We start from the raw sequence: 11,690 nt of genomic DNA, 5'->3' as shown, positions 1-11,690 counted from the left end.
TTTGCAAGCAATTATCTTTTGTTCTGTGATAAGAACGCACAAAATACAAAAATATGATACAACCTGAATGGCAAACGGCCAATGAATACGAAGATATTACCTATAAGAAATGCAATGGAGTTGCAAGAATAGCTTTTAATAGGCCAAATGTTAGAAATGCTTTTCGACCGAAAACTACAAAAGAATTGTATGATGCTTTTTATGACGCAGGCGAAGATATTAATATTGGCGTTGTTTTACTTTCCGCTGAAGGACCAAGTTCAAAGGATGGCGTATATTCTTTTTGTTCTGGTGGAGATCAAAAGGCACGAGGTCATCAAGGGTATGTTGGTGATGACGGATATCACCGCTTAAATATTTTGGAGGTACAACGTTTAATACGTTTTATGCCAAAAGCTGTAATCGCCGTAGTTCCTGGTTGGGCAGTTGGTGGTGGACATAGTTTGCATGTAGTTTGTGATTTAACCCTAGCAAGTAAAGAGCATGCTATTTTTAAGCAAACTGATGCAGATGTAACTTCTTTTGATGGTGGATATGGTTCTGCTTATTTGGCAAAAATGGTAGGACAGAAAAGAGCCAGAGAAATTTTCTTTTTAGGAAGAAATTATTCAGCGCAAGAGGCCTATGATATGGGAATGGTCAATGCTGTAATTACTCATGACAAATTAGAAAGTACAGCCTATGAATGGGCGCAAGAAATTTTAGATAAAAGTCCGACTTCTATAAAAATGTTAAAGTTTGCAATGAATTTAACGGATGATGGAATGGTTGGTCAGCAAGTTTTTGCTGGTGAAGCAACGCGTTTAGCGTATATGACGGATGAAGCAAAAGAAGGAAGGGATGCTTTTCTTGAAAAAAGAAAGCCAAATTTTCCTAAAAAATGGATACCATAGGTTTAATTCTATGCTGTTAGTATTCGTTTTGTCAGTCTAAGTGAATTTATAAATAATAAATAAATTTGGAAAGAAAATAATAGTTGTTTTTTTTAAAATTTCTAATTCTATCAATAAAAAAAATGAAATCACAAGTAGTTACTTTTTTAATTAAATGTCCAGATCAAAAAGGATTGGTAGCAAAAATTACCAATTTTTTTTATGAAAAAGGATTCAATATTTTAAGTTGTCAGCAGTATGTAAATTCTATTGAAGATACATATTTTATGAGAGTTCGGTTAAATGCTGATGGAACCGATATATCTCAAGAAGAATTAGAAAATAGTTTCATAAAGCTAGCCGAACCTTTAAGTTTTAATTGGTCTGTAAATTATGGTGACAAAAAGCAAAATGTCGCAATTATGGTTTCTCATACGAGTCATAATTTATACGATTTGTTAGAGCGTTTTAAAGAGGGACGTTTAAATTGTAATGTAAAAATGATTATCAGTAATCATGAAAAATTAAGAAATATTGCAGAAATGTTTAATGTTCCTTTCCATTATCTACCCATAACAAAAGAAACTAAATTACAACAAGAATCTCAAGTTATTGAATTATTAGATTCTAATGAAATTGATTTGGTAATTATGGCTAGGTATATGCAGATTTTGTCATCAAATTTCATCAATCATTATCCAGAGCGAATTATTAATATTCATCATTCTTTTTTACCTGCTTTTCAAGGAGCAAACCCTTACAAAAAGGCATATGATAGAGGAGTGAAATTAATTGGAGCAACCGCACATTATGCAACTGAAGATTTAGATGAAGGTCCAATTATTGAGCAAGATGTGAAGCCTGTAACACATGAAAGTACACCAGCAACCTTAAAAAGAATTGGTGCAGATATAGAAAAATTAGTTTTAGCGAGGGCAGTAAAAAATCATTTAAATAATCAAATTATCGTTTCTGGCAATAGGGCTGTTGTTTTTCCGGAAGCAGGAGAATAAATAGCTGTCTTAATTTTTTCGGAGAGAAGATTACTTTAAAATGGGATCTTTTTTTGTTAAAAGAAAAGTATATGACTATAATTTGATTACAATTTAGATTTTTTAAAAGTTTAATTTAAAATAAGAGTTTTCCCTCTTTTTGGGAAATTAAAAGACGGTTTTTTATGAAAATAATATGTATTGGGCGCAATTACGCAAAACATATCGAAGAATTAGCAAATGAAAGACCAGAGAATCCTGTAGTTTTTCTGAAGCCAGATTCTGCTATTTTACCTAGAAATAATCCGTTTTTTATACCTCCTTTTTCTGATGATGTTCATTATGAAGTAGAGATTTTGATAAAAATTAATAAAGTAGGAAAGCATATCGATGCAAAATTTGCACATAAATATTATGATGAAATCGGACTTGGCATTGATTTCACGGCAAGAGATGTACAAGCAAAATGTAAAGAAAAAGGTTTGCCGTGGGAAAAAGCAAAAGCATTTGATGGAAGTGCCGTTATTGGTGTATTTTATCCGAAAGAACAATTTGATTTAGATAATTTAAAATTTCAATTGTATAAGAATGATGAAATTGTTCAAGATGGAAATACTAGTGCGATGTTATGGAAAACTGATGAATTAATTTCTTATGTTTCTCAATATTTTACCTTGAAAAAAGGTGATATTATTTTTACAGGAACTCCATCAGGAGTGGGTAAAGTGTTTGAGAACGATTCTTTAAAAGGAGTGATAGCAGGAAAAGAGGCGTTTAATATTAGAGTTAAATAATTCAAGGGTTTTTGTTATTAATTTAATTGATATCTTTTTTACCTTTTTTTAGGTGAATACATGGTAATTTAGTTGAGTGCCCATTGCTTTGAAGCAGCATGGATAAGTTTCTCATCATTGGGTTTTGCTCATTTATGGATTAAATTTTATTTGAATTAGAGAAAAAGTACGGAAAAAGACATTAATAAAATAGAAGAATAGATGAACGCAGAAATTATAACAATTGGGGATGAGATTTTAATTGGCCAAATTGTAGATACAAATTCACAATGGATTGGTCAACAATTAAATAAAATCGGAGTTTCAGTATATCAAATAACTTCTATTCAAGATGACAAACAACATATTCTAAATGCTTTAAAAGAAGCGCAAGAAAGAGTTGGTATTGTAATTATTACTGGAGGTTTAGGTCCAACAAAAGATGATATTACTAAAAAAACAATGGCAGAGTTTTTTAATGATGGCAAAGTTAAAGAATATCCAGAGGTTGTGGTACACATTCAAAAAATGTTTAAGAAGTATAACATACCCTATAAGAAAGTGCAGCAATATCAGGCGCAATTGCCTTCAAAAGCGACTTTATTAATGAATAATTTAGGCACGGCACCGGGTATGTGGTTTTATGAAAATAAAACTGTTTTTGTATCACTTCCGGGTGTGCCTTATGAGATGAAAGGTTTGATTAAGCATCAAGTTTTACCAAGAATTCAGAAAAAGTTCAAGCTACCTTTTATTATCCATAAGACAATTATGACATATGGTCAAGGAGAAAGTACGATTGCAGAAAGAATTGAAGATTTTGAAAATAATTTACCATTTGATATCAAGTTAGCATATTTACCCTCTTTTGGTAGAGTACGTTTAAGATTATCCGCCAAAGGCGAAAATAAAGAAGTTTTGGAAACAGCCTTAAATGCAAAGGTTAATGAGGTTTATCAATTAATTCCTGAAATTATAACAGGTTTAGACGATGATAGTTCTTTAGAAAAAAAAGTAGGTGAGTTGCTGAAGAAAAGTAACCAAACAATTGCTACAGCAGAAAGTTTAACGGGAGGTAAAATAGCAGCAACTTTAGTATCCGTTGCAGGGTCTTCTGCCTATTACAAAGGAAGTTTTGTAACGTATTCAGCAGAAACAAAAATTAAGCTGTTAGATGTCTCTGCAGAGACTATAAAAAAACATACAGTTGTTAGTGGGGAGGTAGCTTTAGAAATGGCAAGGGGCGTCAAAGAAAAATTACAAACAAATTACGCAATTGCCGTGACTGGTAATGCGGGTCCAACAACAGATCATAATGATAAAAGTGTAGGGTTGGTTTATATTGCTTTTGTGTCAGATGATAAAGAGATTGTGCAAGAATTTAATTTTGGTCAGCCAAGAGAAAAAGTAATCAATAGAACAGTAAGTAAAGCACTTGAAATTTTACAGAAAGAAATTCATTAAAAATTGTAAAATTATTTTGTTCAGAATTAGATTTATTTGTAGATTTGCACCTCGTTTAGAGATAACACTATAAATACTGTCGAAAAGATGTCTAGAGTTTGTGAATTAACAGGAAAAAAAGCAATGGTTGGGAACAATGTGTCTCACGCTTTAAATAGAACTAAGAGAAAGTTTGACGCTAATCTAATGACCAAGCGTTTTTACATTCCAGAAGAAGATAAATGGATTACTTTAAAAGTATCTGCATCAGCTTTAAAAAATATTAACAGAAAAGGTATTTCTGCAGTTATAAAAGAAGCGAGAGCTAATGGATTTTTAACTAAGTAAGCTTAAGCGATTTAAAATTTTATACAGATGGCAAAAAAAGGAAATAGAGTTCAGGTAATTTTAGAATGTACAGAGCATAAAGCTTCAGGAGAAAGAGGTACTTCTAGATACATAACAACTAAGAATAAAAAGAACACTCCAGACAGAATGGAAATTAAAAAATTCAATTCTATCTTAAAGAAAATGACTGTTCACAAGGAAATTAAATAATTAAAATATCTAGAACTCAGAACAGAGCACATAGATTTAAAAAATATACACAATGGCAAAAAAAACCGTAGCATCGTTACAAACATCTTCAAAAAGATTAAGTAAAGCTATAAAAATGATTAAATCTCCAAAATCAGGAGCTTACACTTTTGTAGAATCAATCATGCAACCAGAAAAAGTAAATGACTTTTTAGCAAAAAAGTAATATTTACTGCATAAAATACTTAAAGCTACTTTCTAATTTAGAAAGTAGTTTTTTTTGTGCCTTATAATTCCGTATTTTTGGTTGTTACTTAGAAGGCTTGTTTCTTTATTAAACATTGTTAAGCGGAACTTGTTTTCATATTTCACCGTTTGATGCTAGAATAAGTTGAGCACAAAAAAAGTATATCGTTTCTATTGTGAACGCTGGCAGCTTTAATGACAATTTGACCAAACCAAACAAATGGCATGTTTTTTAGCATACTATTGCATAGAATAAAAATAAAAATGAGTTTTTTTAAAAAAATATTTTCAAAAGAAAAAAAAGAAACCTTAGACAAAGGATTAGAAAAGTCTAAAGAAAATTTCTTTGGTAAGTTAACAAAAGCAGTTGCAGGTAAATCTAAAGTAGATGATGATGTTTTAGATAACTTAGAAGAGATTCTTGTAGCATCTGATGTTGGTGTAGATACCACTCTTAAAATTATTAAAAGAATAGAGGCAAGAGTTGCGAAAGATAAATATGTTGGTACAGATGAACTCAATACAATTTTGCGCGAAGAAATAGCTGGGTTATTATCTAAAACAAATATTGGAAACGAAACTGAATTTACAATTCCAGAGCACAAAAAACCCTATGTGATAATGGTTGTTGGTGTAAATGGTGTTGGTAAAACAACCACTATTGGTAAATTAGCCAGTCAGTTTAAGAAACAAGGTTTAAAAGTAGTTTTAGGAGCAGCAGATACTTTTAGAGCAGCAGCGATAGATCAATTACAAGTTTGGGCAGACAGAACAGATGTACCTATTGTACGCCAAGAAATGGGATCAGATCCAGCTTCTGTTGCTTTTGATACTTTAAAATCTGCAGTTACTCAAAATGCAGATGTTGTTATTATAGATACAGCAGGACGACTGCATAATAAAGTCAATTTAATGAACGAATTGACTAAAATTAAACGTGTAATGCAGAAAGTTGTAGAAGATGCGCCACATGAAGTTTTATTAGTTTTAGATGGCTCCACTGGTCAGAATGCTTTTGAGCAAGCAAAACAGTTTACATTAGCCACAGAGGTAACTTCTTTAGCAGTGACCAAATTAGATGGCACGGCAAAAGGTGGCGTCGTTATTGGTATTTCAGATCAATTTCAAATTCCTGTAAAATATATTGGAGTAGGAGAAGAAATCGATGATTTACAAGTGTTTAATAAATATGAGTTTGTTGATTCTTTTTTTAATTAAAAAAAAGCAGGAACAAATAATTAGGTATGTTCTTGAGTCGAATTTTTGTTAAACGTTAAGTTTAATTATTCAACTATTTTATTGTTTTTCTGTAAATTAGACCACAGGTTAGGGTTTGGTTTTAAATATCTTGGTTTTGTTACTTCTTCCAACCATTTTTTTGTAATAAACTCACTTTCTTGAATTCGAGAGTCTACATGTTTAAATAAATCGTTATCTAGCCACATTGGCTGTATAGACCAGTTGACGTTAATGTAGGAGAATGCTTTTATTATATCTAGATTGTCGTTTAAGGTTTTAAGAAAAGGTATAAACCATTCTTCCCATGCCTGTTTTGCTTGATTAGGATTTGTTAGAAAAGTATCTAAAAATTCCGGACCATCAAATAGAATAGGGGAGGCCTCCGCTATAAATACGGGTTTTTTGTGTTTTCTGGCAAATGCCAGCATTTCTTCGTCTGGGTTATTAAAATAGGAATAGCCACACCAGTCGACTAAATGATCACCTGGATACCATTGTTCAAGAATTTCCTGTCCAGATTCTGTTCCTTTAGATTGCCAAACGAAAGCAACATTTTTCACTTTCATTTCTTCAAATTTAGAATGAATTCGTTTCCAAGAAGCTAAATATGCATCTTTATTATAGTCGTTCCAATCCCAACCATCAAATTCGTAACCAATTCTAAGAAAAACAGGTCTTTCTATTCCTTTAATCCAATCGCCAAGTTCTTTTATTAAATGATCGTGTATTCCAATCGCTACCTTTTTTTCATGACCAACCAGAGATAATCCAATAGCAATCATACTGTGCTTAAAATTGTCATCATCAATATAACTCTGTGCACAGCTATCTTCTGCACCCCAATTGGCAATAGTTTTAATACCGTCATTACCTTTCTGTGTATATCCATAAGATTCTGTTCCTTTAGCAAAACTAGTATATAAAGTAATACCTGCAGGAACCTCAAAATAGTCACAATAGCCATGTGCGTAATTATCAAGACCTCCAATGGCCTTCATATCTTGACCAATGAAAAATAGACACTCTCCGTCTTTAGGCTCGAATTTAGCGATAACTGTTTTGTTTTTACTTGAGGTTTTTTTCATAATATTTTAACTCATGTGCAATTATAAATAAGCGCTAGGTTGCTCGATTATTGTGTTTTTAAAAGACTTTATTGCTTGTTTGATCTTATTTTATTGAATTCTGCAATCACATAGCTAATTTAATTTTTTTAAGTCTAGAAAAAAATAAAATTTGGGCGTTAAAATAGGTAGCGTAAAAATTCATAAAATAAAATTTCAAAACCTTCAGATATATATGATTTTTTAGAATATAGGTTTCAGTTTCATGAGGTTATTAATACCCGTTTTTCTTTTGCTCTTTTTTTAATATTTATTGGATTAGAAATTATCTACCAAATCATTATAAATTCTAATCGATAATTATTATTCAGGATTTGTTGTAATTTGGAAATGCTAATATTGAACCTATCTCAAAGTTCATAAATATTCAAGAGAGACTTCCACTTTACGTTTCTTTTAATTCCTTCTTTTAATTGCTTTTTTTAGAAGTTGACTATAGTTACAAGTGATTAACAAAAGTTAGAATGATGCCTAAAAACTATCAATAGAGAGAATGAGAGTATAACAAACGAGCATTTCTAGCTTCTTTTTAAATTCCATCGATTAAATTGAGTGCTCTTCAAAAATGCTTAAAACTCATAGAAAATTCCTTCCTCAGGAATTAAAAATTTCTCATTTGAAATTTTATAGGTGCCCAATGCTATTTTTAGATCTTTCCCAGCTTCGCCTTGTCCTTCATCAGCCAAAGCAAATGTGCCAAAATGTGTGGCTACAGATTGTTTTGTCTTTAAGTCTACATGTATTTTTACGGCCTCATTCGGATTTGTATGAATTAGGGACATAAACCAATTGGGTTTATAAGCGCCAATTGGAATAATAGACAAGTCTAAACTCGGATTTTCATTTCCTATTTTCTTAAAAATATTTTCATCATACCCCGTATCCCCAGCAAAATAAATATTTTTAGATCCTTTAATTAAATACCCACACCAGAGTGTTTTATTTTGATCAAAAGCGCCTCTGCTGGAAAAATGCACGGCGGGTGTGCCTTTTATTTTTAGAGATTTAAATTTAATTTCTTCATCCCAATCAATTTCAATAACATTCTGAATGCCCAATCGTTTAAAAAAATGAGAGACTCCAAGCGGCACAATAAACTGAGGTGTATGTTCTTTTTGAAGGCCTAGAATGGTGTTTTTATCCAAATGATCATAATGATTATGGCTAATTAGCACAACATCTATGTTTGGTAAACTATTAAAAGTTACGCCAGGCGGTCTGTTTCTTTTAGGACCGGCCCATTGCACCGGACTGCATCTTTCAGACCAAATGGGGTCTGTTAGAATGTTTAGCGTATCTAATTGAATAAGAAAGGTACTGTGATTTATAAAAATTAATTTAATACTATCTGTATAATTATTCTCTATAGGGATGTCTCTTGAATACGTTTCGTATTCTTTAATCCATTTTGTAGGATTTCTAGTGCGCATAAATTTAAACAACTCTGTTGCACCATTTACTTGCCCTCCATTGATGTTTACAAACTTCTTGCCATTAAAATGATCTGAAACATCGCCAGAATACCTCTTTTTAAAGATTCCGCAACTAACTAAAAGAACAATTATACTCAAGAAAAAAAGAAACCTGAACATACTTGAAATCGTTTTTTTTAATTTTTTTATTTTCATTCCTGTTTTTTAAGCGACAAACATCCAAGTTGATTTACAAATTTACAATAAAAAGGATTTTGTAAATTATTTTGCAGTCGCAATTTATTACTTTTATCTATTCATTGGATTAAAATCTGTCCTGCACTGCTAATAGTAATATAGGAACCAGCGATTTTCGCTAAAAGTTAAAGTCTTTATTGTTAATGTATTCTTTATTTTCTCTTTATAATCCTAGAAAAGCTTCATTATATTTTTCTTTACCAAAAAAAATCTCAAAACAAAACCCTATTATCAGTGCTAAAAAAAACAAAACAGCATGTCTTTCAGCGTCTTTCGATAAAATTTTATGGGTTATTCTATACACAAGCTATTTTTTTTTTTTAAGAAGTTGTATTTGTTATCTTTTCTAATATTTTTATGAGATCTAAAAAACCCTTAAAAGTACTAATCTTAAGTATTTGCCATTTTTAAATAAATGTCGAAATTTTTACAATTGACTAAAAACAATCAATAGAAAGAATACCAATCATTTTAAAAGCACTATTTTTGCGATCATTTTAATAATTTATATTATTCGAATAATAATTTATAAAAATATACTGCCAAAAGCGATTTAGTGAAAGGCAAAAAGCTAAAATATGCGTACAAAAACCATCAAGAAAAATAAGATCAATGTTGTTACCTTAGGTTGCTCTAAAAATATTTACGATAGTGAAGTGTTAATGGGTCAGTTAAAAGCAAATGGTAAAAACGTTGTGCATGAAGATCCTGAAGATGATGGGAATATTGTAGTTATAAATACTTGTGGTTTTATAGGGAAAGCAAAAGAGGAATCTATTGATACTATTTTGCACTACGCAAACAGAAAGGAAGCAGGAGAAATTGATAAAGTTTTTGTTTCTGGATGTTTAAGTGAACGTTATAAACCAGATTTAGAAGACCAAATACCTAATGTAGATCAGTATTTCGGAACACATGATTTGCCAAATCTATTAAAAGTTTTAGAAGCAGATTATAAACACGAATTAATTGGAGAACGTTTAACAACAACCCCGAAACATTACGCATATTTAAAAATTGCAGAAGGTTGCGATAGACCTTGTTCGTTTTGTGCAATTCCTTTAATGAGAGGAAAACATGTATCTACGCCAATTGAAGATATTATTACTGAAGCAACAAAACTAGCAGAAAAAGGAATTAAAGAGGTAATGTTAATCGCACAAGATTTAACATATTATGGTTTAGATATTTACAAAAAAAGAGCATTAGCCCAATTATTAGAAGCTTTAGCAAAAGTAGACGGAATTGAGTGGATCCGCATGCATTATGCCTTTCCAACAGGGTTTCCTATGGATGTTTTAGACGTGATGAAACGTGAGCCAAAAGTTTGTAATTATTTAGATATTCCTCTACAGCACATTAATACAGAGTTGCTAAAATCTATGAAACGTGGAACAACGCACGAAAAAACAACTGCATTGATTCATAAATTTAGAGAAGCTGTGCCAGAAATGGCAATCAGAACTACTTTAATTGTTGGTTACCCTGGGGAAACAGAAGAAATGTTTCAAGAATTGAAAGACTGGGTGGAAGAAATGCGATTTGAACGTTTAGGTGCTTTTGAATATTCGCATGAAGAAAATACGGGAGCATATGTTTTAGAAGATGATGTGCCTGCTGAAGTAAAGTTTAAAAGAGTAAATGAAATTATGGAAGTTCAATCTCAAATTTCTTGGGAATTGAATCAAGCTAAAATAGGAAAGACTTTTAAATGTTTGTTTGATAGAAAAGATGGCGAATATTTTTACGGAAGAACAGAATCTGATTCACCAGATGTAGATAATGATGTTTTGGTTGATGCTAAAGAGCATTATATAAAAATAGGGGAGTTTATAGATGTAAAAATTCATGAAGCTGGAGATTACGATTTGTATGGTACTCCGATGAAATAATAATAAGTTTTATAATTAAAAAACACTTATTCTACAATGAGAAACGAAATGTGAGTTACTCATTCTTATCAATCATAATGATTTACCATTTCCGAGGTTAATCCTAAATAGTTATCAATTAATTGAATCAACTCTTTTGAGAGTTCTAATGTTTCATCTATAACTGCAACATTATTCATTAAAATTGAAATTTGTGTTCTAATAGCATTCATAAGAAGTAATTTAGATGCAGGTTTCTCTAGTAAATTATTGATGTATTTTGTGATATCTGAATCTTCTTCTAATATATATTGATTAGTAGTATTCATGTTTTTGTCATATGGTACTGCTTGAGAAAATTGATTATAAACATGGTAAATTTCTGGGTAGAATACATTTATAATAGCAGTTTTTGTATTAGTATGATTTTCTTCAATATAAATGAAGTAATCAATAATATTTAGGCTTAATTCTTTTTCCTGAATTAAGTCAAATTTACCAGAAGAAACAAGCTCAGAATACGTGTTGTTTATATTTGGAAACGTAAACGACCTCATTAAAAAATTTAGCTTTTTGTCTAAACTATCTACTTCTAAAAAAGTTTTGTTCGTTTTATATGCCTTCATAATTGATTGTCCAATTTCTATAGATTTAAGGCAATTATTTTTAATATATTTTATGCTACTTTTTTGATATTCTATATCCTCAACAATATTAATTAAGTACCAATTTTCTTTTTTCGTATTTTCTTTCTCTTGGTTCCAATTATTAAATTGTAGTGCCAGCAAAATACCAACCATTACCAATATAATTTCTCCAAAAGCATACATTAAATATTTTCTTAATCTATTCTTCGTAATGTGTTCTTGTCTAATTTTTCTGAATAAATGTATCATTAGTTCAATCTTAATTTTAAAGATACT

Annotated in this window: 12 protein-coding genes; 9 read left to right on the top strand and 3 right to left on the bottom strand. The window is 30.8% G+C overall.

The window, feature by feature from the left end:
• Positions 1-53 precede the first annotated feature (53 nt).
• The 8 genes from ATE90_RS07430 (at position 54) to ftsY (ending at position 6,081) form a co-directional block, all read left to right on the top strand.
• On the top strand, positions 54-893 hold the full coding sequence (locus ATE90_RS07430) for a 1,4-dihydroxy-2-naphthoyl-CoA synthase (protein WP_101451156.1): 840 nt from the start codon (positions 54-56) through the stop codon (positions 891-893).
• A gap of 122 nt (positions 894-1,015) precedes the next feature.
• Complete coding sequence (purU, locus tag ATE90_RS07425; RefSeq protein WP_036785589.1) at positions 1,016-1,885, top strand: formyltetrahydrofolate deformylase; 870 nt, start codon at positions 1,016-1,018, stop codon at positions 1,883-1,885.
• A gap of 164 nt (positions 1,886-2,049) precedes the next feature.
• Complete coding sequence (locus ATE90_RS07420) at positions 2,050-2,658, top strand: fumarylacetoacetate hydrolase family protein (RefSeq protein WP_101451154.1); 609 nt, start codon at positions 2,050-2,052, stop codon at positions 2,656-2,658.
• A gap of 201 nt (positions 2,659-2,859) precedes the next feature.
• Positions 2,860-4,101, top strand: a complete 1,242-nt coding sequence (locus ATE90_RS07415) for a competence/damage-inducible protein A (RefSeq protein ID WP_036785595.1) — start codon at positions 2,860-2,862, stop codon at positions 4,099-4,101.
• A gap of 87 nt (positions 4,102-4,188) precedes the next feature.
• On the top strand, positions 4,189-4,428 hold the full coding sequence (gene rpmB, locus ATE90_RS07410) for a 50S ribosomal protein L28 (RefSeq protein WP_036785598.1): 240 nt from the start codon (positions 4,189-4,191) through the stop codon (positions 4,426-4,428).
• 27 nt (positions 4,429-4,455) lie between these two features.
• Positions 4,456-4,638: a 50S ribosomal protein L33 gene (gene rpmG, locus ATE90_RS07405; protein WP_036785601.1), complete on the top strand. Its 183-nt coding sequence runs from the start codon at positions 4,456-4,458 to the stop codon at positions 4,636-4,638.
• A 52-nt stretch (positions 4,639-4,690) separates the two neighbouring features.
• Complete coding sequence (locus ATE90_RS07400; protein ID WP_081958155.1) at positions 4,691-4,843, top strand: DUF4295 domain-containing protein; 153 nt, start codon at positions 4,691-4,693, stop codon at positions 4,841-4,843.
• A gap of 284 nt (positions 4,844-5,127) precedes the next feature.
• Positions 5,128-6,081 carry a signal recognition particle-docking protein FtsY gene (ftsY, locus tag ATE90_RS07395; RefSeq protein WP_101451152.1) on the top strand — a complete coding sequence of 318 codons (954 nt, stop codon included), beginning with the start codon at positions 5,128-5,130 and terminating at the stop codon, positions 6,079-6,081.
• Between the two features lie 65 nt (positions 6,082-6,146).
• Here ftsY and ATE90_RS07390 read toward each other — a convergent pair whose 3' ends face one another.
• Together ATE90_RS07390 and ATE90_RS07385 are read right to left on the bottom strand one after the other, a co-directional pair.
• Positions 6,147-7,187: a glycosyl hydrolase gene (locus tag ATE90_RS07390; RefSeq protein WP_052107536.1), complete on the bottom strand. Its 1,041-nt coding sequence runs from the start codon at positions 7,185-7,187 to the stop codon at positions 6,147-6,149.
• A 608-nt stretch (positions 7,188-7,795) separates the two neighbouring features.
• A complete protein-coding gene (locus ATE90_RS07385; protein ID WP_052107537.1) occupies positions 7,796-8,854 on the bottom strand; it encodes an MBL fold metallo-hydrolase in 1,059 nt (352 codons plus the stop codon).
• A 620-nt stretch (positions 8,855-9,474) separates the two neighbouring features.
• On the opposite strand from ATE90_RS07385, the gene rimO reads away from it, so the two are divergent.
• Complete coding sequence (gene rimO, locus ATE90_RS07375; RefSeq protein ID WP_036785610.1) at positions 9,475-10,788, top strand: 30S ribosomal protein S12 methylthiotransferase RimO; 1,314 nt, start codon at positions 9,475-9,477, stop codon at positions 10,786-10,788.
• A 68-nt stretch (positions 10,789-10,856) separates the two neighbouring features.
• On the opposite strand, the gene ATE90_RS07370 is transcribed toward rimO, so the two are convergent.
• On the bottom strand, positions 10,857-11,663 hold the full coding sequence (locus ATE90_RS07370; protein ID WP_101451150.1) for a hypothetical protein: 807 nt from the start codon (positions 11,661-11,663) through the stop codon (positions 10,857-10,859).
• Positions 11,664-11,690: the final 27 nt, after the last annotated feature.

The sequence above is a fragment of the Polaribacter sp. Hel1_33_96 genome (assembly GCF_002846595.1).
Classification (GTDB): domain Bacteria; phylum Bacteroidota; class Bacteroidia; order Flavobacteriales; family Flavobacteriaceae; genus Polaribacter.
Note: the sequence above shows the minus strand (reverse complement) of the source record. Positions and strands in the feature narration are given on the sequence as shown.

Coding starts and splice junctions, on each gene's coding strand:
- ATE90_RS07430 (WP_101451156.1), top strand. CDS start 54: ATGATACAACCTGAATGGCAAACGGCCAATGAATACGAAGATATTACC.
- purU (WP_036785589.1), top strand. CDS start 1,016: ATGAAATCACAAGTAGTTACTTTTTTAATTAAATGTCCAGATCAAAAA.
- ATE90_RS07420 (WP_101451154.1), top strand. CDS start 2,050: ATGAAAATAATATGTATTGGGCGCAATTACGCAAAACATATCGAAGAA.
- ATE90_RS07415 (WP_036785595.1), top strand. CDS start 2,860: ATGAACGCAGAAATTATAACAATTGGGGATGAGATTTTAATTGGCCAA.
- rpmB (WP_036785598.1), top strand. CDS start 4,189: ATGTCTAGAGTTTGTGAATTAACAGGAAAAAAAGCAATGGTTGGGAAC.
- rpmG (WP_036785601.1), top strand. CDS start 4,456: ATGGCAAAAAAAGGAAATAGAGTTCAGGTAATTTTAGAATGTACAGAG.
- ATE90_RS07400 (WP_081958155.1), top strand. CDS start 4,691: ATGGCAAAAAAAACCGTAGCATCGTTACAAACATCTTCAAAAAGATTA.
- ftsY (WP_101451152.1), top strand. CDS start 5,128: ATGAGTTTTTTTAAAAAAATATTTTCAAAAGAAAAAAAAGAAACCTTA.
- ATE90_RS07390 (WP_052107536.1), bottom strand. CDS start 7,187: ATGAAAAAAACCTCAAGTAAAAACAAAACAGTTATCGCTAAATTCGAG.
- ATE90_RS07385 (WP_052107537.1), bottom strand. CDS start 8,854: ATGAAAATAAAAAAATTAAAAAAAACGATTTCAAGTATGTTCAGGTTT.
- rimO (WP_036785610.1), top strand. CDS start 9,475: ATGCGTACAAAAACCATCAAGAAAAATAAGATCAATGTTGTTACCTTA.
- ATE90_RS07370 (WP_101451150.1), bottom strand. CDS start 11,663: ATGATACATTTATTCAGAAAAATTAGACAAGAACACATTACGAAGAAT.